This window comes from Salegentibacter sp. T436, assembly GCF_001932675.1.
GTDB classification, from domain to species: Bacteria; Bacteroidota; Bacteroidia; order Flavobacteriales; family Flavobacteriaceae; genus Salegentibacter; species Salegentibacter agarivorans.
Map to the genome: position 1 here is coordinate 2,458,350 of NZ_CP012872.1, position 22,930 is coordinate 2,481,279.

Below are 22,930 nucleotides of genomic sequence, written 5' to 3' on the forward strand. Positions count from 1 at the left end.
CTTTATATTTGATGATTGAGATTTAAATGATCTTGGGCTTGCTCGAAATCAAGATATATTTTCCAATAATGCTTCTCGGGGCTTGACCCGGGGTATTTTACTTGCTAACAGGTAAGAAAGATTTTTGTTCAAATGCAAGACTTAATAAATCAAAGAAAGAGAGTAGGAGTGGTGATCCTAACCTTTAACCGAATTACACTTTTAAAAATTGCAATTTGCAAAATTTTAAATCAATCTGTTTTAGCAGATGAAATATTGGTAGTAGATAATGCATCCAATGACGGAACTTCAGATTTTTTGAGCAGTAATAAAAACATTACAAATTTACGATTAGAAGAGAATTCAGGACCTGCCGGGGGCTTCTATTATGGGATTAAATATTTTGCAGCGAAGAAAAATATTGATTATTTATGGTTAATGGATGATGATTTCTTTCCTGCATACACTTGTCTAGAGACCTTATTAGCGAAAGGTTCAAAACAGACCGTGGTTTACCCTTACGTTAGGGATAAGGACTTTAAAACAAGATTGGATCCGGCCTGGTCTGGCTTGTTAATTCCAATTAACATAGTAAATCAAGTGGGGCTTCCAAAAAAAGAGTTATTTTTTTGGGGTGAGGATACCGAGTATTTAAAACATCGCATTAATGAAGTTCATAAATTTCAATCTAGCTGGATTGCAGCAGCCAAAGGAGTGCATTTTGCTTCTAGAGGAAAAAATTCCCGGGCTCCATGGCGATATTATTATGAATCCCGAAATAATATTTATATCAGATTATATGTAAGAAGAACTTATTTGAATTTAGTTCAAAGAGTATATAAAGCTTTTAAATTTTGGCTTTTACTTTTAGGTGGGATTCTTCTCCAAGAGGATAATAAATTAGAAAAAACAAAGCTTTTTATGCTGGGAACTTTTCATGGAGTTTTTAAAAAACTTGGAAAAACAATAGAACCGGGACCAACTGTTAAATAATCTTGATTTTTAATTTCCGTTATCTACAAATAATCTTAATATATTTTAAAACTCTTGCTAACAGCATAGAATGGCTTAACTTTGCCAGTTCTTTTGCAACTCTGGATATTGAACTGCGTGAGATTACCTTAGAAGTGAGAAGAAGAAAATAAAGAAAATTAAGAATTTGGTGAATATGAAAATAAGGGAAGCTAATCACTCAGATATACCGGAGATTTTAGAAGTTTTAAAAGCCAGTTTGGGAGAAACTTCTTCAAAAAAAAACCAGGATATTTGGAGATTTAAGCATGTTGAAAACCCATTTGGAGAATCACTGGTTTTGTTAGCTGAAGAAAAGGATAATATAATTGGAGTCCGTGCCTTTATGCGATGGCGGTGGCAACAGGGGGAGAATATTTTTTCAGCATTTAGAGCGGTAGATACCGCTACTCACCCTGCACACCAGGGGAAGGGAATTTTCAAAAAGCTTACCTTAAAAGCTTTAGAACTGGGAAAAGAAAGAGGGGATCATTTTGTGTTTAACACACCTAATCAGCAAAGTAAGCCTGGTTATCTTAAGATGGGATGGAAAGAAATTGATAAATTAAATACGCAAATTATTCCTATAATCCCTTTTTTTTGGAATTCAATTTCTGTTCAGCATTATCCTAAACAAACTACAGATCTTAGTTTGAAATTGTTAAGCGTGTGGAATAGTAAGTTAGAAGATTCTTCAAATTTATATACTCCAAAAACAAAGGATTATCTTGAATGGCGTTATATAAATAATCCATTACAAGAGTATAGAATAGAAACGACTGAAAATTATTTTATAGCTGCTTATGTAAAACAGCATAAAAAATTTAAAGAATTGCGTATTTCAGAATTAATACTTGTTGATCCCCAATATAAAAAAACCTGTAAATCCTTAATTAAAAAGTGGGCTAAAGAATATGGAGTGCATTTTATTAGTTTAAATTATCCGTGGGACCCAAGCATTTTTAAATTAAAAGTTTCCGGTAAATTTGGACCGGTTTTAACTTTTAAAAATTTAGAGAGTTCTAGCATTGACCCTAAGGTTTATAGAATAGAGAATTGGGGTTACAGTTTAGGAGATCTTGAATTGTTTTAGATGATAGGAGGATTAGTTTTAATATTATTTTTATTTGCTATAAATCAGGGATTATTTAACTCTTTTTCAAAGAAACATAAATGGTTTTCAAAGAAATTGATGAATTCTCTTTTTTTATATCATTTATTTTTCTTTGGAGTTTACTATACCTATGCTGCTTTTAATCCTTCTGATTCCAAAGCCTACTATGGGAGACCTCAAATGAATGATGACTGGTTCTATTATTTTGGTACGAGTACGACCTTTATTGATTTCATTTCCTGGCCATTTATCAATTTTCTTGGTTTTTCTTATGAGATGATGATGGTACTTTTTGCCTGGCTGGGATATTTGGGATTTGTTTACGCCTATATGTTCTTTAGGGAAAATATACCAATTAAGATTAAGGTTTTTAAAAATTTTGATCTTCTAGTTCTAACACTTTTTTTGCCTAATATGCACTTTTGGACGGCGTCGTTAGGTAAGGGTGCTCCAATTTTTTTAGGCTTGATGATGTTTGCGTATGCTCTAAAGAACCCAAAGTCCAGGCTTGTAACCCTCATATTAGGATCAGTAATAATTTATTTTATTAGACCTCACGTATTCTTGTTTGTAGCAGCCGGAACAGTTTTAGGGTATATGACGGGAAAAGAGAAAATTTCCTTTGGGAAGAAACTACTTATTTATGTAGGAATGATTGGTGGATTAATTCTGGTTCAGGATCAAATTTTAGGAATGGCGGGCCTGGAAGAATCGGAAAATCTTGTGTCAGATTTTGAAGATTTTTCTGAAGATCGTTCGCAGGGTCTTAGTGAATCGGGTTCTGGAGTAGCCATATCAGATTATCCGTTACCTTTAAAGCTTTTTACATTTTGGTTTAGACCCTTATTTTTTGATGCACCGGGAGTTTTAGGCTTAATTGTTTCGGTTGAGAATCTCCTTTATTTATTGCTATTTATCAAAATTCTCAAAAAAGATTTTATTTCCTTTATTAAGAATTCACCTATGTCGGTAAAAATGAGTTTAGTTGTATTCTTTCTTTCTTCTTTTGCTTTAACTTTTGTAATGTCAAACCTCGGGATTATAATGAGGCAGAAGTCCATGGTTATGTATTTCCTTTTTTTTGTAATTTATTATTATTTAGCACAAAAAAAATATGATAGGCTTATTAAGTTGAAAAAAAGAAGAAAAGCTATGTTAAAAAGAAAATTGGAGTTTGATGCTGTTGTAAAAACTTAATGAACCTTACTAATTTCGAGGATATGAACATCTTCTGTGGTTGTGAAATTATTAATTTGTGATTTAGAGTTTTAAATATTAAGAAGTTATGGAAAATGGATCTTTAGTGATTTCTTTAGATTTTGAATTGTTGTGGGGAGTTTTTGATAAGGTGGCTTATAATGAAAAAATAGATTATTTTGAAAATACCCGACAATTAATTCCTTCCCTGCTTCAGCTTTTTGATAAGTATGATGTTCACTCTACCTGGGCTACGGTAGGAATGCTTTTTAATAATAATTGGGACGAATGGAATGCCAATATCCCAGAGTACCTACCTAACTATAATAATGAAAAACTATCTCCATATAGATTTGGAAAATCAATTCAATCAAAGAAGACAGAAAAGCTTTGTTTTGCACCCGATTTAATCAAAAGTATTAAAAACACCAAAGGCCAGGAAATTGGCACCCATACTTATTCACATTATTACTGCCTTGAGCCTGGCCAGGATTCTTTGGCTTTCAAAGCAGATTTAGAGAAAGCTACCAAATTGGCTTCTAATCTGGAAATTGAATTAAAATCTTTGGTATTTCCTAGAAACCAGTATAATTCAGCGTATCTCGAAATTTGCGAAAAATCAGGACTAAATGTGGTTAGAACGAATCCTGACAATTGGTATTGGCAGAATACTCAAAAGGACAGTCTAATTCAAAAAATTTTCAGAACTGGAGATGCTTATTTTGGTCTTCAGGATAAAACTTATAAGTCTTCCGAAATTCACAGATTTTCTTCCCAGATTACTGGGCAAAAAGCAAGTAGATTGTTGAGGCCATATTCTGGTAAAAAGTTTCTTGACAGCTTAAAATTACAAAGAATTTATAGGGAAATGGAATATGCTGCTCAACATGAAGAACATTATCACTTGTGGTGGCACCCTCATAACTTTGGGGATAGTCCTGCTAAGAATATAAGAGAACTGGAGGGTATACTTGGTTTTTATAAGAAACTAAAAAATAAATATAATATGCAATCTTTAAATATGAACGAATTAAAGCCAAAGGGTTTTTAGGTAAAAGCTTAAAAATTTCAAAAGCTCAGTAATTCTTCTTCGTTCAATATAGTAATTAAGCACCATTTTTGCATAATTATTTGACCGGGAGTGAAAATATATAGCTAATTCTTTATTCTTTTTACGTTTATAATATTTTGATAAGTACCTATAGGTGTTAAATTTGGATTTCAGTTGAATTGGTTTTTCAATCGTGCTCCACATTGCTCGCGAGTGTATTCTGTAAAGACTGGGCTTTATATCTGAAAGATATTTTCCGTCGCCATAATTTCCTAATAAACTTACCCAAAAATTATCCCCATTAAAGGTTTTAGTAAACTCCAGAGGTATGTTTTTTATTAAGTTTCTAAAACACCACGTAGATATAGGAGGCTGAATAAGTGCGTGTTCTAATTCAGCAGATGTAAAATCCCTTTCACTTATTTCTATATCTTTTTTCTTGGGAATATATTGGCCATTTTCATCTATTAATTTCACTTCATGGTAAGTAAAACTGGTTTTAGAATTAGCAAGTAAATAATTAACCTGCTTTTGAAGTTTATATTCATCGGTCCAAACATCATCCCCATCACAATAAGCTATGAATTTCCCTCTACTGGAAAAAAGGTTATATAATGAATTAAAAATTCCTGTGGGCTTAGAAGCAATATTAATATTATTCTCTCTGTGGTGTAAAAATAATCTAATTTTTTCAGGATATTTTTCAGCATAGGCAATGCATATTTCCCTTGTCCCATCTGATGAATCGTCATCACCAAGTAGCAGCTCATATTTAAAATGAGTTTTCTGGCAAAGAATAGCATCTAGGCTTTTTTCTATGAAAGAGGCCTGGTTATAAGTTTGGATGCAGATACTCACTAATGGAGATTGCTGGATTTTATTGGGATATTCAGAAACTTCTTTTTTTTCAAAGAGATTCTTAAATTGAGAAAAGTTCATTAAACTATTTATTCGTAATAAACTAAATTTATCAGCAAGTAAAGATAGTATAAAATTATACCTTTGTTTGAACAATTTCACATTAGTATGCTGTTTAAGCAATTTTTCAGAAAACAATTTAGCTACCTACTATTTTTTTATTCTTATCTTAAATGGAGAGTATTTTTAAGTTTTTTTTTAAGTTTTTTGACTGGTTTCTTAGATGGATTAGGGCTTGCCCTTTTTATTCCTCTGTTGCAAATAGTATTTAGTGAAAAGGAAGAAACTGAAATACCTGGAAGCCATTTCTTAGATAAATTATTTTTTGATTGGTTAGGTTTAGAGCCAAAATTCTTAATTGTATTTATAATTATTTTTTTATTATTCAGTTTAAAAGGAATGGTAAAGTTTTTGGATGCATACCTCGGAGTACTATGGCAGCAAAAGATGATGCGAAAAATAAGGTTTAATAGCATCTCTCTTTTTAGTAATTATAGATATCCGTCTTTTGTAAGTCTTGATACAGGGAGGGTGCAAAATACCCTTGGAAGCGATGTTGCCAGGATAAGCGTGGCTTATAAATTTTATTTTAAAACCATCAATTTCTTTGTTTTAGTCCTGGCCTATTTCTTTTTATCGATGGGTGTTGATTGGAAATTTACCCTATTGGTTGTGTTAGGAGGTCTGTTTATAAGTCTTTTTTCCAAATTTCTATATAGGCGCACCAAATATTTTTCTAAAAAACTTGTTTTGGAAACTAGTTACTACCATAAGTTATTAATAGAAAATATAAATCTGTTTAAATATTTAAAAGCCACTGGATTAATCAACTCATATGTGGATAAATTAAAGTTGAGCATTGTAAAAATGGAAAAGGTTCAAAAACGATTAGGGGCGGTAGATGCAGTTCTTATGGGAGTAAAAGAACCTTTGATTATACTCGTGATTTTTGGTGCTATTCTCTTATACATTCAATTCTTTTATCAGGAAATTACAAGTGTCTTACTAAACTTAATTTTGATTTACAGAGCTTTTTCTTTTTTTATGGCTTCCCAGCAACAGTGGAATTTATTTTTAGGAAATTCAGGTAGTCTTGAGAATTTACAAAGCTTTGATCAATTATTGCAAAAAGATCAGGAAAGTTATGGGGGCGATAAAATAATTAAAAAACTGAAGCATGGTTTAACTTTAAAAAATGTTAGTTTTAGTTATAAAATTAACCAGGACCAGACTTTAAAGAATATTTCCATTAATATAGAAAAGAATAGTAGTGTTGCTATAGTAGGATCCAGTGGTTCAGGCAAAACCACATTAATGAATATTTTGACTGGATTATTGATTCCTCTTAAGGGTGATTTCTATGTAGATGATATTAATTTTAAAGAAATTGATCATAGATCTTATAGAAACTTATTAGGGTATATAGTTCAAGATGCTACAATTTTTAATGATACTCTATTTAATAATGTAAGTTTTTGGGAAGAGAAAAATGAATCGAATCTTATTAGGTTTTATCAAGCAGTAAAACAGGCTAATATATACGATTTTATTTCAGGTTTACCCGAAAAAGAAGAAACGCTTTTGGGAGTGAATGGAGTAAACATAAGTGGGGGGCAAAAGCAAAGAATATCTATTGCCCGGGAACTTTATAAAAACGCTGAAATCTTATTAATGGATGAAGCGACCTCTTCTCTTGATACACAAACAGAATTTGAAATTCAAAAGAATATTGAGGATTTAAAAGGAAACTATACATTTATTACAATAGCGCATCGCTTAACTACCGTAAAAAAAGCCGATATGATCATTTTGTTAGAAGATGGTGAAATTCAAGCTACAGGAAGCTACGATGAGTTATTAGAATCTTCAAAGTCATTTAGGAAAATGGTTGAATTACAGGAATTATAAAATGACAAAACAATCAACTAATAAGCTAGCAATTCTGGATTGTACCCTGCGGGATGGAGGCTATTATACTAATTGGGATTTTGATGAAACCATGGTAGATAATTATCTTTCTGCGATGAACGAACTACCAATAGATATTATTGAAATAGGGTATAAATCACCAGCAAAAGACAATTATGCCGGTGGGCATTTTTACCTGCCAGATTTCGTAATTGAAAGAATAAAAAATCAGACTAAAAAAGATCTTGCAATAATTTTAAATGAAAAGGATGTTCGGGCACATGAAGCTGAAGTTCTTTTAGCACCCTGCATAGATAAAATTAAATTAATTCGGCTAGCCGTGGCTCCCCAGAACTTTCTAAGGGGCATAAAATTGGCAGAAGAGGTGAAAAAACTTGGTTTTCGGGTCGCTTTTAATTTAATGTATGCCAGTAAATGGGATGCTAACTTTCCAGAACAACAGCAACTTGAATTACTGAATAGAAACTGTAATTATTTTTATATCGTTGATTCCTATGGAGCACTGTTCCCTCAGGATATAAAAAATATTTTTAAGTATCTAAAATCAGAACTAACTATTCCTCTTGGTTTTCATGGTCATAATAATCTCGAAATGGCACTTGCTAACACATTAGAAGCTATTAATTGTGGGGTGAATATAATCGATACTACTATAGATGGAATGGGTAGGGGAGCCGGTAATTTGAAGACAGAATTGCTCCTAACTGTTCTGTACCAACGAGGTATAATGGAAATAGATTTTGATATTTTAAATAAAACAGTAGATGCCTTTCTTAGAGTAAAACCAAAGTACAATTGGGGCACCAACCTGGCATATATGGTTTCCGGCAGTTTCTCGCTTCCTCAAGATAAGGTAATAGAACAGGTTAACAAAAGATATTTTTCATTAAATGATATTGTACCGAAAGTTACCTTAGATACTGCTCATGTTGATAAAAAGTCTATGATAGAAGTGTTTAAGCCTACTACGTGTTCTTCTAAAGTTTTAATAATTGGAGGTGGAAAGTCAGCAGAAGTTCATAAGACTGCTATTTATAATTTTTTAAAAAAAGAGCCCGAGGTTCCTATAATTTTTGCCAGTTCAAAAAATTCAAAAATATTCAGGCATTTAAAAAATCCACAGATTCATTTAATTCCGGGAAAGGAATTACAACGCCTTAAAGATCATTTATCTATAGAAGAAATTAAAAACCATTCTCTCGTAGGACCACCTTCGTTTGAATTTTTTAAAGATTTAGAGGGTCTTAAAGTTTTTAAATTGTCTAAAAAAGAAAACAATTATTTTCCAGGCTCAGTAACAGAATTTTGCATAAAAGTAGCGAAAGGTTTCAAGGCTAAAAGAATTTACCTAATTGGTTATGATGGTTATGGTAATTTGTTTAATAAGGCTCAACAAGAATTATTCGAAGAAAATAAGACAGTTTTTAATCATTATCAGAAAGAAAATTTTCAGATTATTGCGATAACCCCTTCTGATTATGATGTTAAGAAATCTTCTATTTATTCTTTTTTTCAATGAAATATTCATTTTTCATCCCGGTAAGAAGTGGGAGTGAACGAGTTATTAATAAAAATACTCGTGATTTTGCAGGCGTTAGAGGTGGGTTGTTAGGTTTTAAATTAAATCAAATCCTAAATCTATCAGACGAATTTGAGATCGTGGTTTCCACTAATGATGAGGAGTGCTATAAAATAAGTAATAGTTATAAAGGAAAATTCCAAAACTTCAAAATAATTGAGAGATCAAATATCTTATCACAGTCTGATACGCCATTAAAAGAACTAATATTACATGCTGGCGAGGTATGCTCAGGGAATTCAATTTTATGGACCCATGTAACTTCACCATTTTGCGGCCCTAAGGATTATATAAAAGCGATTCAATTATATGAAGAGGGACTGAAGGAAAACTATGATTCATTAGTAAGTGGGAGAGATTATAAAGAATTTCTTCTTGATAAGAAATCAGGTGAAATTTTAAATAATAACTCGAAATTATCCTGGCCAAGAACTCAAGATTTGTCTGATTGGTTTGAAATAAATAATGCAATATTTTTAACTTCACGTAAAAATTATAAAAATGGGAATAGAATTGGTTCCAAACCAGTTTTGCACACTCAGAATAAAATCGTTTCCCATGATATAGATTATATAGATGATTTTAAGATAGCAGAAGCAATATATGATAGATTTTATAAATAAATCGGTAATATTATGGGATTTTGACGGTGTTATTTTAGACTCTATGCCTATAAGGGAATACGGATTTAAAAAAGTCCTGGAGAAATATCCAGATAATGAGGTTAAGAAACTTTTGGTTTTTCATAACGAAAATGGGGGATTATCGCGTTATGTGAAATTTCGATATTTCTTTGAAGAAGTTAGAGATGAATCATTAAGCGAAGAACAATTGAGTAGACTTGCAAATAGTTATTCTGAAATAATGAGGAAGAAACTATGTGAAAGAGAAAATTTAATTTCAGAAACTGTAAATTACATTAAGAAAAACCAGCATAGTTTTACCATGCATATTGTTTCTGGGTCAGATGGAAACGAGTTAAGGTATTTATGTAATCAATTAAATATCTTTCAGTATTTTAAAACCATAGAAGGGTCTCCAACCCCAAAAATTAAACTGATAGGAAATTTGATTCAAAAGTTTAATTATACTCCAAAAGAGCTTTGCTTAATTGGAGATTCTAAAAATGATTTGGAGGCAGCTGAAGCAAATAAAATTGATTTCTTTGGTTATAATAATAGATTTCTAAAGGGTGTGGGAAAAAATTATATAATTTCATTTTCTTGAAGCTACTAAATTCTTTTTATGCAGTTATTTTAATGTTATTATCCATAAGGGTTTTTAGCATTAAAAAGAATTTTAAGAATAAACGTATTGCCATAGTAGGAGCTGCTGATTCAGTTTTTGATGAAAAAAATGGCGATTTTATTGATTCTTTTGATATTGTAATTAGAATAAATAAAGCAGCATTGGTTTGGGAGAAAGAAAAGTCAGATTATTTAGGCTCTAAATTCACTTATTTATATCATAGTTTTTATGAAAATAGTTATAGCGGAGGAGGCCCAATAAATTTTGGCGAATTTGAAGATTTGGGTGTGAAAAAAATAATACATCCAAATTCAGATTTTAAAGGTTTAAGAACACATCTTAATTTTTATAAGAGACATTTGAAGCTTAAGAAAACATATGTATTTCCACCTGTATTGTATAAGAAAATAATAAAAGATTTGGTAGGCTTTCAGCCCACCGTGGGATTTTCGGCTATTTATAGTGTGTTAAATTCAGACTTTAAAGAATTATATTTAACTGGTTTTACCTTTTTTAAAAGTCCTTATGTACCAGGATATCGGGATGAATTTAGAGATAAAAAAGCAAATGAAGAACATATTAAAAAACAAGGGATTCACCATCCTGACAAAGAATTTGAAATTTTTAAGATGTTGTTACAAAGATCTAAAAATCGTAGAATAATTCTGGATTCTCGATTGGAAAAACTTATAGAATAATTATGCGAATACTTTTTTATACTACATCATATTTTGCAAAACACGGTGGTAGCATTCAATCCATAGAATTGCATAAACATTTAAAGAAGTTTACTGCTGTTGAAGCTATTGAGCTATTCCCGGAAGAACATGAAAGATCAGCAGTTGACCAAAATGTGTTGCATACTTTCAGGGAGGATCTAAGATCTTTAGGCATTTTACAAACATTATCATTTTTTCGAAGAAACCGATTTTATTTAAAATCTTTGATTAAAAAAATTGAAGAATTTAAACCGGATGTGGTTCTAATACGAATTGATTCCAATTTTCTCCAGATAGGTTACTTAAAAAAAAAATTCCCCAATCTTATTATCTGTGCTCAGATCAATGGATCTCCTTTTGATGAAAGCTATAAAAATATTGCTTTTAAAAGATATTTTCTTCAACTTCAACATAAAGCTTATCAAAAAAGTGATCTTAATATTTTTATTTCTGATTATTCAAGAAAAAATATAATGGGATTAGGCTATGACCGAGATAAAAATTTGGTTATCCATAACGGAACCAATGTTGCAAAATTTTATCCCATTTCTACTAAAAAAGTATTACGTGCAAATTTAGGATACCCAGAAGATGCGTTTATTTTTGGTTATATAGGGACATTAGATCATCATAAAAAAATGGAAATTTTGATAAATTCTTTTTATGATTTACTGGGGATTTATGATAATTTATATCTTATAATAATTGGGGATGGACCTGCATTTCAAAAAATAAGGCAAAGTATAGATCAGTTGGGATTAAAGGATAAAGTTAGTATGTCGGGTTGGTTGGATCATAAGGATATTAATGAGCATATTAATTGTTTTGATGTAGCCGTTCATCATTATGCAAATCCTTATATGAATCCTTTAAAAATTTTTGAATATCTCTCTGCCGGTTTACCTGTAATTGCGCCTAACATTCCATCTATTCGTAATTCTTTTAAAGATGGTAAAGATTTATTAATTACTATGGCTAAAGAAGATTCTCTAAAATCAAAAATGGAGGAGATGATGAGTAATAAAGCCTTGAGAATTCGTTTAAGTAATAAACAGGACTTAATAAAAAAAGTTGAAAATAATTTTACCTGGCATAAATATGCAGAAAGAATTTTTAACAGCATACAGGGAATTCAAGAAGGCAATTAGTTATTAGAGTTTTAATAAATAGTAAATATTACTTTTGCATTTCCAAAAACTAAATTTATGCCCAAAAAACTCATCCGCATAACCACAATTCCTCTTTCCCTTGAAAAACTCCTTGAAGGTCAACTCACCTATATGAACCAATATTATGAGGTAACCGCGGTTGCAGCTGAAAAAGAACGTCTGGAAAGATATGGAAAAAAAAATCAGGTAAAGACCTTTTGGGTTGAAATGACAAGGGCCATTACCCCAGTACAAGATATTAATGCGGTTTGGAAATTGTACAATTTTTTTAAGAAGGAAAAGCCGGAAATTGTTCATACGCACACACCAAAGGCGGGGATTGTTGGAATGTTGGCCGCTAAATTAGCTGGAGTTCCTTTGCGCTTACATACGGTAGCAGGACTACCGCTTATGGAAACTACCGGCGCAAAACGAAAAATATTAGACCAGGTTGAGAATTTCACCTATAAATTAGCGACGAAAGTTTATCCAAATTCCAGGGGCTTAAAAGATATTATTTTAAAAGAAGGTTTTGCTACAGAAGATAAACTAAGAGTGCTGGGAAAAGGAAGTTCCAACGGAATTGACACCAGGTATTTTGATCCTTTTCAATTTGATGCAACCCAGAAAAAAAATAAAAGAGAATCACTTGGGATTCCTCATGATGATTTCGTCTTTATTTTTATTGGAAGATTAGTTAGTGAAAAAGGAATTAACGAACTAGTAGAAGCTTTTAATAGGTTACAACGGGAAAATCAAAATATTTCACTGCTTTTAGTGGGACCTTTTGAAAAAGAACTGGATCCTTTAAAAGAAGAAACTTTCAAAACTATTGAACTACACGAAAAGATATTCACTACCGGTTTCCAGGAAGATGTTCGGCCTTATTTAGCTGTCTCAAACGCATTGACATTTCCCAGTTATCGGGAAGGCTTTCCTAATGTGGTAATGCAGGCTGGAGCTATGAACCTTCCGGCAATAGTGAGTAATATTAATGGTTGTAACGAAATTATCGTTGAAGGAATTAACGGAGTGATTATTCCTGTTAAAGATACTTCAGCCTTAATTACTGCTATGAAGTTATTTGTAGAAAATAAAAATTATACCGAAAGATTATCTTCAAATGCCCGTGATGAAATTTGTAAATATTACGAGCGAAAGGAATTTTGGCAAATACTGTTAAAGGAATACAAAAGCTTAGAACGGGCGTATATAAAATCTTAATTTTGGCCAGGCCAATTTTTTGCAGTATCAATTCCTAAATACACCTATGTACAGGCTCTTTTTTAAAAATTTACTTGATTTTTTTATTGCTTTTGCGGCATTATTAGTGCTTAGTCCGTTATTAATTCCAATTATAGTTTTATTAGCTTTGGCGAATCGGGGGAAGCCCTTCTTTTTTCAAAAAAGACCGGGTAAAAATGAACGTATTTTCAGTATTATCAAGTTTAAAACCATGACAGATGAAAAGGATAGAAATGGAAATCTGTTGCCCGATGATAAAAGATTAACCGGCGTAGGTAAATTTGTAAGAAAAACATCTATAGATGAAATTCCACAGTTAATTAATGTTTTAAAGGGAGATATGAGTTTAATTGGTCCCCGGCCGTTATTGCCTCAGTATTTGCCATTATATTCCGAAAGGCAAAAAAAACGGCACGAGGTAAAACCCGGAATTACTGGTTGGGCCCAGGTTAATGGTAGAAATGCAATAAGCTGGACTAAAAAGTTTGAATATGATGTGTGGTATGTAGAAAACTTATCTTTTGGTTTAGATGTTAGCATTATCTTTAAAACAATTAAGAAAGTAATTATTTCTGAAGGAATAAATACCGCCAATATGGCGACTACGGAAGCTTTTAATGGAAAAAATTAAAATGAATATTTACGGAGCCAGCGGTCACGGAAAGGTTGTTTTTGATATCCTGAGTAGTAGGAATATTCAGGTTGATTCAGTTTTTGATGACAATACAGAAATTACAGAATTTCTCGGTTTTAAAGTGACACATGAGCCTAGTGAACATCAGCTTAAAACTCCTTCAGTTTTGGCTATTGGTAATAACATAATTAGAAAACAAGTCGCGCGCAGATATACAGGTTTAATAGCTGAAGCGGTAAGTCATTCTTCAGCCATAATTTCTAAAATTATCGAGCTGGGTAAGGGCACTGTTGTCATGCCGGGAGCTATAATTAATGCAGGTACAAAAATTGGCGAACATTGCATTATCAACTCTGGTGCGGTTGTTGAACACGACGTGCACCTGGAGAACTTTGTACATATAGCTCCAAATGCGGTATTAACTGGAAATGTTAGTGTGGGAGAAGGAACACAGGTAGGAACTGGTGCCTCAATTATTCCGGGTGTGAGAATAGGAAAATGGGCATCTATTGGTGCCGGAGCAGTAATCATTGAGGACGTGCCAGACTTTGCTGTGGTTGTTGGCAATCCTGGAAAAATAATAAAATACTTAAATGAATAAAGATAAAATTTGGTTATCATCTCCACACATGGGCGGAAATGAGCAAAAATTCGTCAATGAAGCTTTTGAACAAAATTGGGTAGCACCTTTAGGCCCCAATGTAAATGGTTTTGAAGAGGATATAAAGAATTACCTTTTTAAAGAATCTGGGAAAGAAGGTGCCGTGGCCGCTTTAAGTTCTGGAACAGCGGCATTACATCTTGCTTTAATTATGATAGGCGTCAAAGCCGGAGACGAAGTGCTTTGCCAGAGCATGACATTTGCTGCTTCCGCTAATCCTATTGCATATTTGGGAGCTACTCCCATCTTTATTGATAGTGAAGAAGAAACTTTAAACCTTTGTCCAAATCAACTTAGAATAGCTATTGAGGATAGAATTTCAAAAGGAAAAAAACCAAAAGCAATAATTGCCGTACATTTATACGGAATGCCTTATCAAGTTGAAAAAATAAATGAAATAGCACGGGAATTTGATATTACTGTAATAGAAGATGCTGCTGAAGCTTTGGGCAGCACCTATAAGGGTGGGAAATGTGGAACGTTTGCAGAATGTGCAATTCTTTCATTTAATGGAAATAAAATTATCACTACTTCCGGTGGTGGAGCCCTGATTACGAAATCTCAAACTGCTAAGGAGAAAGCGGTATTTTTAGCCACCCAGGCTAGAGATGCTGCACCACATTATCAGCATAGTGAAATTGGATATAATTATAGGTTGAGTAATATTTCTGCGGGAATAGGTCGTGGCCAAATGCAGGTTATAGATAGCCGGGTAAGTGCACGGAGACAAATGCACGATTTTTATGTAGATTTGTTTTCTGAAATAGAGGGAGTTAAGGTTTTTGAGGCTCCTAATAAAGATTATTTCGCCAATCATTGGCTAAGTGTGATCACTATTGATGAAAATAAGTCGGGTGGAATAAGTAGGGAAGATTTGCGTTTACACCTCGAAAAACTAAATATTGAAAGCAGACCTCTCTGGAAACCAATGCATATGCAACCGGTATTTGAAGATGCTGCTTTTTATGGAACAGGGGTTGCAGAGCAATTATTTAAAGACGGACTCTGTTTACCATCGGGTTCCAATTTAACCGAGGAAGAACGAAACCGAATTAAATCTGGAATTTTATCCTGTTTTAGTAACAGAAGTTAATAGAATTATGGGCAATAAAATTAATAAGGCACTAAGAAATATTTTATCGGGTACCGATAATGCCCTGGATTTAAGAAATATTAAATACCTGCCAAGATGGGCAGTATATTTAATAGATCTTTCCTTAGTTGCTATTTCTACATTGTTTACTGTTTTAATTATAGTAGATCTTACTCCAAATTACTATACAATGCTTAGTTTTTATGATAAAGCATTTATCGTAATTGGTGTCCATACTTTCTATTTTTATGTATTTAAGACGTATGCGGGAATTATTAGGTATTCTTCCAATATAGATGCACTAAAATTACTATTAGCCACAATTAGTTCGTTTATCACGTTATTGATTATTAATTACGTTACTTTTTTCATCGTCGGTCAGAAGGTGTTTTTAGTTGGAGGCTTATTAATTAATTTATGTATTTCATTCTCTTTGCTTTTCCTTTTTAGATTGGGGGTAAAACAGATCTATGAATATTTTAAATTGGTGAGCCGGGATGAGGATATATTGAATGGCGTGATCCTCGGGGCCGATGAAAATGCAATTTCCATTGCCGGAGCCCTGGATATTGAAATTCCGAGAAGATTTAAAATAGTTGGTTTTTTAACTAACGAAAAGCATAATAAAAGCATTAGGCTACTTGATAAACCGGTAATTAACTATTCAGCTAAAATTCATAAAGCAGTAGAATCGGTTAATGCAGATGCTATAATTCTTTCTGAAAATAGTTTTACGGCTGAAGAAAAATTCAATTTTGTAGAAGATTGTTTAGAGCACAATATTAAAGTCTTTAATGCGCCAATTGTTTCTACCTGGGGGGAAGATAACCAACCAATCGCGAAAAAAGTGAAATCTTTACAAATTGAAGATCTTTTAGAGCGGGAACCCATAAGACTTAATCCGGAAAATAAAATTGAGCAATTAACCGGTAAAACAATTTTGGTAACCGGGGGAGCTGGTTCTATAGGAAGTGAAATTGTAAGGCAGGTTGCAAAATATAACCCTAAGAAATTAATAATTCTAGACCAGGCTGAAACGCCCTTACATTCCTTAAGTCTCGAAATTCAGGCGAAATTTCCTAAGCTTAAATGCAAATTTATTATTTGTGATGTAGGCAATTTTAAACGCCTTGAATTAATGTTTCAAAACCAGGGAATAGATGTAGTTTATCATGCGGCGGCGTATAAGCATGTTCCGTTGATGGAGGAGAATCCTCACGAGGCAGTTTTTGTAAACATACAGGGAACAAAAAATCTTGCCGATCTTTCTTTAAAATACCAGGTTTCTCATTTTGTAATGGTTTCAACGGATAAAGCCGTGAATCCGAGTAATGTTATGGGAGCATCTAAAAGAGCTGCTGAAATGTATGTGCAGTCACTTTATCACTCCCGAATAAAAGGAAATCCTGGCACAACAAAATTTATTACCACTCGTTTCGGAAATGTTTTAGGTTCCAATGGTTCAGTAGTTCCATTATTTAAAAAACAGATTGAAAAAGGTGGCCCGGTAACTATAACCCATCCAGATATTATAAGATATTTTATGACCATTCCCGAGGCCTGTCAATTGGTTTTAGAAGCAGGTGCTATGGGAAAAGGAGGAGAGATCTTTATTTTTGATATGGGAGAACCGGTAAAAATTATGGATTTAGCCATAAAAATGATTAAACTTGCGGGTTATGATCCTAATAAAAATATTAAAGTTAAGATTACCGGTTTAAGGCCGGGGGAGAAACTTTATGAAGAATTGCTGAACGATGAATGCAAGACACTTCCCACACATCATAAAAAGATTATGATAGGGCAGGAAGTTGTAAGGGATTATGAACACATTAATGAAAGAATTGAAAGCATTATTAAATCGGCCAATACCTTAAAAGCTGATAAAATGGTAAAGAAATTAAAAACCCTTATACCGGAGTTTAAGAGCAACAATTCTATGTTTGAAAGCCTGGATAATAAAGAAGAAGTAATAAGTAAATAAATATAATTGAATGTTTAAATCAATTAGGAAACTTGGATTGTTTCTTATTTCGAGTATTATAATTTCAAGTTGTGCCACTAAAGATGACGTGGTGTATTTTCATGGATCAGAAAGTCTCGAGGGTAAAGAAAACCTGTTGGATTACGAACCACGAATTGAAGCAAACGATGTTTTACGTATCAATGTTTCTTCATCTTCTGTGAATGAAGAGATAGTAGAACCGTTTCGTATGAATCAGCAAGGACAAGGCAGCGGCGGTGGTGGCGGTGGCCAAAATCTCTCTTTAACGGGTTATTTAGTTAGCCCGCAAGGAACTATTAATTTTCCTGTCCTCGGAACCGTAGAAGTAGAAGGCTTAACCCGAACAGCAATTCAGCAGAAATTGGAAGATCAGATTTCAGAATATGTAAGGGATCCCGTCGTAGATGTTAGAATCGTCAATTTTAGTGTAACAGTGTTAGGAGAAGTTGGTTCTCCCGGCAGAGTTCAAATTACCGATGGACGTATTACTATGCCCGAACTGATTGCCATGAGCGGGGATATTACCTATAACGGTAGGCGAGAGAATATTAAGATTATTCGCGAAGTAAATGGTATTAAAACTGTTGGACATATTGATATGACGGAATCTGATTTGTTTGATAGTCCATTCTTTTATCTTAAACAGAACGACCTGGTGTATGTAGAACCAACTTATAGAGCTGTTAAATCAGCTGGATTTTTTACCAGCTACCAGGGTATAATTTCAGTAGGAACTACTATTATTAGTCTTTATCTTTTAATCAATAATCTGTAAATGGAAGAACTAAACGACTTCACCGAAGAGAAGGAAGAATCGAGTTTTGATCTAAAAGCAGAGATTTATAAGTATTTAACTTATTGGAAATGGATTCTTTTAGGTTTTCTGATTGGTGGATTATTGGCCTATTTATATAATAGATATACAATCCCAAAATATAGTACCCAGGCTACGATGATGATCGTAGACGATCAGGAAAAAAATGCAATGAATGCTACCCCGTCTGGTGGTGGGGCTATTTTTTCTTTAGAAGATGACGGAATTCAAAATCATATTGAAAAACTTAAGTCTAAACAACTTGTAGAAAGCGTAGTTGAGGAATTAGGTCATAACATCAGCTATTTTATAGAGGGAAATGTAATCACTGTAGAAGCTTATAAATCCAGCCCTGTTCTTATAGAATTTATTACACCAGATACACTTGTACACTCAGCATCCAGAAATCTGGTGGTGACACCCAATTCAGATACCTCTTTTACCCTAGAAGAAGAGTCCACTGGATATTCTGAAAATCACAATATTGGAGAAGTCATTAAATTAGATGATCTGGAATTTACAATTCTTCCCAAATCAGGTGAAGAAGAAGGTACTTTTAGAAAAACGAGTTCTGTAAATATTAGAATTCAACCTTTGCGCTCAGTAGCTGCAGATTATATTTCCAAACTTCAAATTGCTCAAAAAGGTCAGGCCAAAGATATTTTAGCTTTAGGTATGGTGCAGGCATCATCAGAGAAATCGGAAGATTTTTTGAATAAATTGATGGAGCGTTTTAATGAAGAAGGAGTAAAGGATAAACAAGAGGTTGCAGAAAATACTACCAAATTTATTCAGGATAGGCTTGAAATGATCACTACCGAATTGGACTCGGTAGAAGTAGGCATAGCTGAATTTAAGCGTGAGAATCGGTTGATGGATATCTCTAGTGGAGCTTCAGAATTCCAATCAAAATTTTCTGCAGCAGAGCAGGAAATTTTTGCTTTGGAAACGGAATTATCCCTGCTAGAATCTATAGAAGAGGTTTTACGAAATCAAGGAAATTATGAGTTATTACCGGAAGTAGGGATAAGTGAAGGTGGTGTTGCTGGACTAATAAACTCATACAACACGCTTGTGATGGAGCGTAATATGTATTTAAAAGCCGGAACTGAAAAAAATCCTATTGTAGAAACTATAACCGAGCAACTTGATAGTTTACGAGAAAATCTATATGAGAATATAGAAAGCACAAGGCGTTCGATTAATGTCAGGCTGAGGGAACTTAATCAACGGGAAAATGTCGCTCAGGGCCAGTTTAGCACCTTCCCCGGTTTGGAAAAAGGGATGCGAAGTATAGAACGGCAACAGCAAATTAAAGAACAGCTCTATTTATTTCTTTTACAAAGAAGGGAAGAAGCCGCTATCTCCTTTGCAGCTACCGCTTCTGTTGCAAGAGTAATTGATGAGGCATTTACGAATAACTCACCGGTAGATCCGAAACCCTGGTTGATTTTGGTAGGTGGATTTCTAATTGGATTAATTATTCCTATTCTTATCATTTTCCTTAAGAATATGTTAGATACTAAAGTTCACCATAAAGGAGAATTGCAAAGTCTAACTAAACATGTGCCATTTATTGGGGAAGTACCTCGAATAGCCAGTGATCAAAGTGAGCAGATTGAACTTAATGATAGATCTCCCCTGGCAGAATCCTTTAGAATTTTAAGAACCAACCTGGCGTATCTAATTCAGAATAAAAATAAAGATCGGGGTGAGGTGATTTTTGTTACTTCTACTATTAAAGGAGAAGGAAAAACATTTGTTTCGTATAATATGGCCCGAACTTTACGTAGTACTGGAAAAAAAGTTCTTTTAATTGGAGCCGATATTAGAAATCCTAAATTGCATCGTTATGCCGATGTTACTGTAGGAGAGAAAGGGCTTTCAGATTATTTATATGATTTTGACGTGACTGAAGATCAAATAATTTCTAAAGATCAGGATAGCAGTATAAAAATGGATATGGTACTTTCAGGACCGATACCTCCAAACCCTGCAGAATTACTGATGAATGACCGTATGGAGGAGCTTATAAATTATGCGGCTAAGCTTTATGATTATGTTCTGGTTGATACTGCACCAACAATGATTGTTACAGATACCTTGCTTATTAGTCCGTTGGCTGATACTACACTGTATGTAGTACGAGCAGATCTAACCGATAAAAAAATGCTAGATTTTCCAAAAGAACTTAAGCAACAGGGAAAAATTAAAAGTCCGGCGATAATTCTGAATGATGTAGATTATTCTAAATTCTCTTATGGAGCAAAATACGGCTATTCTTATGGCTATGGTTACGGCTACGGGGTAGATAAAGAATCCCCTTGGCAGCGAATTAAAAACACAATGTTCGGTAAGAAATAATACATCACTAATTTGGTGATAAAATAAAATAAAATCCAGAGCTATATTTAATTAAATAAAGCTTTGGATTTTTCAATTACCGGCTGAATTAACTTTACCTGATTTTTCTTCAGTTTAAGATTTCTTATTTTTTCAAGATGTTCCATACGGTGCGCATCGCTACTAATAAAATCTATCATTCCGTTTTCCAGTAGTTGTAATGCTTTTTTGTGGATTCCCGTTCCGTAGTGAGTGCTTAGAGAAAGCATATTAAGCTGAAACTTACAGCCTCTTGCTTTTAAATCTTCATATTTATTGAGGCTGGTTCCATGATAAAATGCATATCGCTCCGGATGTGCTAAAATAAGTTTCAGATTTTTATTTTGAATTTTAAAAAGAATTTCAGCTAAATTAATTGGCGCCTGGAAATAAGACATTTCAACTAAAACATAGTTATCTACTACATTTAATACGTTTTCCTTTTCTAACTGATCTATTAAAAATTGATCCATCATATACTCTCCAGCAGCTCTTATTGAGTTTCCTTTAGGTAAATTAGTTTTTATCTTTTCCAGGGCTGGAAGTATTATCTCTGGTGTATTTGGATAGAACTCTCCCATTACGTGGGGGCTGGCTACGAAATCGGTTATTCCAAATTCGTTAAATTTTTGGATCATACTCAAAGAATCTTCAACTTCTTTAGCACCATCGTCTATTCCAGGTAACAAATGGTTATGGAAATCGGTAAAACCTTCCATTAAATCGGCTAAGAATATTTTTTTCTGAAAAATGGATAGCATTTCTAAGTTTTAGAAGCATAAAATTACATATTTTTAAATCAAATTAAGCATATTTAAAATGTCTTAAAACCTACTTATGAAACACTTTTATCTTACATTTTTATTTTCGCTCTTATTTTTATCGGTTAATGCCCAGCAAATAGATTTTAAGGGCCATGTAAATGCTACCGGCTTACTTTTTAGTGAAGACAATTCTCCTTTTTGGTTACATACCAACCAACGCGGCAGAATAGATGAACTTACTAATTTTTCTGGATTAGCCAATGTTTCAGGGATTTATAGATTTTCTGAAAATGCTAGTTTAGAAGGAGGTTTGGGAGTGCTTTATCAAGATGGTTTTACTGATAAATTACAATTAGACGAATCTTACCTTGCCTTCAACAATTCCTGGTTGGGAATTGTTGCAGGAAGAAAACAATGTAAAGAATTATATAGAGGACTAAGCGCTACAAACCAAAGTATTCTTTGGTCTTTAAATGCAAGACCATTACCCGGAATAAGATTTTTTACTAAACGCCCAATCTTTTTTAAAGACAATCGTGGGCTCGGTTTTGAAGCTTCCCTGGAGGAATATTTTATGGATGACGAGCGCTATGTTGAAGACACAAGACTTCATCATAAAAGCTTTCATTTAGTTTATAAATCTTCACCGCAATTCCAAATTTCTGCAGGGTTAAGACATTTTGTTCAGTGGGGTGGTACCCATCCCGAATTTGGCGATTTACCTTCAGATTTTAAGGCATATACAAGAGCAATTACTGGTAGAGGAGTGGGAGATGATACCGGCGATGGAATTTCTGAACAGGAAATTAATGGCCTGGGAAATCATTTGGGAAGCTACGAGGTTAATATTAAAACTATTTTGGCCAATTATAATGTTGAAATTATTTACAACCATTTATTTGAAGATGGCTCTGGAAGTTTACTTAGAAATACACCAGATGGCCGCTATGGGGTTTTTATTGAAGATCCTACAGCAGCTATAGATTCCTGGATTCAGGCGGTGATGTACGAATTTTATTATACTAAAAACCAAAGTAAGAACACCCCAACAACAGATGGTCAGGATAATTATTTTAATAATAACCTGTATCGCTCTGGATGGACCTATGAGAATAGAGTTTTAGGTCTGCCGTTTATCACCCTGGGTCCAGATAGGTATAGAATAACTAATAATAAAGTACTTGTTCACCATATTGGTGTAAGCGGAATGGCTTTCAGTAAAATTCCTTACAAATTTCTTGGGAGTTTTAGAAAGAATTACGGAGGTAAAGGAAGCGCTAATACAAACGGGCAACATGTACTTTCAACTTATCTTGACTTAAATTTATTACAAAATATAGTGAATCTAAACCTTCAATTGGGAGCTGATTTTGATGAAATTGAAGGCTCTAATTTTGGCGCAGGAATTTCTGTTTCCAAATCATTTTTATAACAGCGCC

At 33.4% G+C, this 22,930-nt stretch carries 20 protein-coding genes; 18 read left to right on the plus strand and 2 right to left on the minus strand.

The window, feature by feature from the left end; genetic code table 11:
- Positions 1–132 precede the first annotated feature (132 nt).
- The 4 genes from AO058_RS10775 (at position 133) to AO058_RS10790 (ending at position 4,352) form a co-directional block, all read left to right on the plus strand.
- Positions 133–972 (plus strand): glycosyltransferase family 2 protein, encoded by an 840-nt coding sequence (locus AO058_RS10775; protein WP_075326562.1) that lies wholly within the window; start codon positions 133–135, stop codon positions 970–972.
- Between the two features lie 175 nt (positions 973–1,147).
- Positions 1,148–2,083, plus strand: a complete 936-nt coding sequence (locus AO058_RS10780) for a GNAT family N-acetyltransferase (protein WP_075326563.1) — start codon at positions 1,148–1,150, stop codon at positions 2,081–2,083.
- 99 nt (positions 2,084–2,182) lie between these two features.
- On the plus strand, positions 2,183–3,301 hold the full coding sequence (locus tag AO058_RS10785) for a hypothetical protein (RefSeq protein ID WP_232228827.1): 1,119 nt from the start codon (positions 2,183–2,185) through the stop codon (positions 3,299–3,301).
- Positions 3,302–3,389: 88 nt separating this feature from the next.
- Entirely contained in the window at positions 3,390–4,352 is a 963-nt protein-coding gene (locus AO058_RS10790; RefSeq protein ID WP_075326565.1) for a polysaccharide deacetylase family protein, read from the plus strand.
- On the opposite strand, the gene AO058_RS10795 is transcribed toward AO058_RS10790, so the two are convergent.
- Positions 4,332–5,291, minus strand: a complete 960-nt coding sequence (locus tag AO058_RS10795; protein ID WP_075326566.1) for a glycosyltransferase — start codon at positions 5,289–5,291, stop codon at positions 4,332–4,334. The two genes, AO058_RS10790 and AO058_RS10795, sit on opposite strands and share 21 nt — an antisense overlap.
- 63 nt (positions 5,292–5,354) lie before the next feature.
- Between AO058_RS10795 and AO058_RS10800 the strand changes: the two genes are divergently transcribed.
- From AO058_RS10800 to AO058_RS10860, 13 genes are read left to right on the plus strand one after another with little or no spacing between them, the layout of a single operon-like run.
- Positions 5,355–7,178 carry an ABC transporter ATP-binding protein gene (locus AO058_RS10800; RefSeq protein ID WP_156858140.1) on the plus strand — a complete coding sequence of 608 codons (1,824 nt, stop codon included), beginning with the start codon at positions 5,355–5,357 and terminating at the stop codon, positions 7,176–7,178.
- Between the two features lies 1 nt (position 7,179).
- Positions 7,180–8,718, plus strand: a complete 1,539-nt coding sequence (locus AO058_RS10805; RefSeq protein WP_075326568.1) for an aldolase catalytic domain-containing protein — start codon at positions 7,180–7,182, stop codon at positions 8,716–8,718.
- Entirely contained in the window at positions 8,715–9,401 is a 687-nt protein-coding gene (locus AO058_RS10810) for an acylneuraminate cytidylyltransferase family protein (protein ID WP_075326569.1), read from the plus strand. The genes AO058_RS10805 and AO058_RS10810 overlap by 4 nt, the downstream gene beginning before the upstream one ends.
- Complete coding sequence (locus tag AO058_RS10815; protein WP_075326570.1) at positions 9,382–10,005, plus strand: HAD family hydrolase; 624 nt, start codon at positions 9,382–9,384, stop codon at positions 10,003–10,005. Before AO058_RS10810 ends, AO058_RS10815 begins: the two co-directional genes overlap by 20 nt.
- Positions 10,002–10,724: a glycosyltransferase family 29 protein gene (locus tag AO058_RS10820; protein WP_156858141.1), complete on the plus strand. Its 723-nt coding sequence runs from the start codon at positions 10,002–10,004 to the stop codon at positions 10,722–10,724. Before AO058_RS10815 ends, AO058_RS10820 begins: the two co-directional genes overlap by 4 nt.
- A gap of 2 nt (positions 10,725–10,726) precedes the next feature.
- Positions 10,727–11,893, plus strand: a complete 1,167-nt coding sequence (locus tag AO058_RS10825; protein ID WP_075326572.1) for a glycosyltransferase family 4 protein — start codon at positions 10,727–10,729, stop codon at positions 11,891–11,893.
- A 57-nt stretch (positions 11,894–11,950) separates the two neighbouring features.
- Positions 11,951–13,117, plus strand: coding sequence for a glycosyltransferase family 4 protein (locus AO058_RS10830; protein WP_075326573.1), 1,167 nt, complete (start codon positions 11,951–11,953; stop codon positions 13,115–13,117).
- A gap of 46 nt (positions 13,118–13,163) precedes the next feature.
- Positions 13,164–13,769: a sugar transferase gene (locus AO058_RS10835; protein WP_075326574.1), complete on the plus strand. Its 606-nt coding sequence runs from the start codon at positions 13,164–13,166 to the stop codon at positions 13,767–13,769.
- Between the two features lies 1 nt (position 13,770).
- Positions 13,771–14,373: an acetyltransferase gene (locus tag AO058_RS10840; protein ID WP_075327950.1), complete on the plus strand. Its 603-nt coding sequence runs from the start codon at positions 13,771–13,773 to the stop codon at positions 14,371–14,373.
- Positions 14,366–15,526, plus strand: a complete 1,161-nt coding sequence (locus AO058_RS10845; RefSeq protein WP_075326575.1) for a DegT/DnrJ/EryC1/StrS family aminotransferase — start codon at positions 14,366–14,368, stop codon at positions 15,524–15,526. The genes AO058_RS10840 and AO058_RS10845 overlap by 8 nt, the downstream gene beginning before the upstream one ends.
- A gap of 7 nt (positions 15,527–15,533) precedes the next feature.
- Complete coding sequence (locus AO058_RS10850) at positions 15,534–17,510, plus strand: polysaccharide biosynthesis protein (protein WP_075326576.1); 1,977 nt, start codon at positions 15,534–15,536, stop codon at positions 17,508–17,510.
- Positions 17,511–17,520: 10 nt separating this feature from the next.
- Positions 17,521–18,306, plus strand: a complete 786-nt coding sequence (locus AO058_RS10855; RefSeq protein ID WP_075326577.1) for a polysaccharide biosynthesis/export family protein — start codon at positions 17,521–17,523, stop codon at positions 18,304–18,306.
- Positions 18,307–20,709, plus strand: a complete 2,403-nt coding sequence (locus AO058_RS10860) for a GumC family protein (RefSeq protein ID WP_075326578.1) — start codon at positions 18,307–18,309, stop codon at positions 20,707–20,709.
- Positions 20,710–20,756: 47 nt separating this feature from the next.
- Here the strand turns inward: AO058_RS10860 and AO058_RS10865 are convergent, their stop codons facing one another.
- The gene (locus AO058_RS10865; RefSeq protein WP_075326579.1) at positions 20,757–21,488 is read right to left on the minus strand and encodes a tyrosine-protein phosphatase; all 732 of its coding nucleotides are present in this window, start codon (positions 21,486–21,488) and stop codon (positions 20,757–20,759) included.
- 76 nt (positions 21,489–21,564) lie between these two features.
- Here AO058_RS10865 and AO058_RS10870 point away from each other — a divergent pair, with 76 nt between their 5' ends.
- Positions 21,565–22,923, plus strand: a complete 1,359-nt coding sequence (locus AO058_RS10870; protein WP_075326580.1) for a capsule assembly Wzi family protein — start codon at positions 21,565–21,567, stop codon at positions 22,921–22,923.
- Positions 22,924–22,930 lie beyond the last annotated feature (7 nt).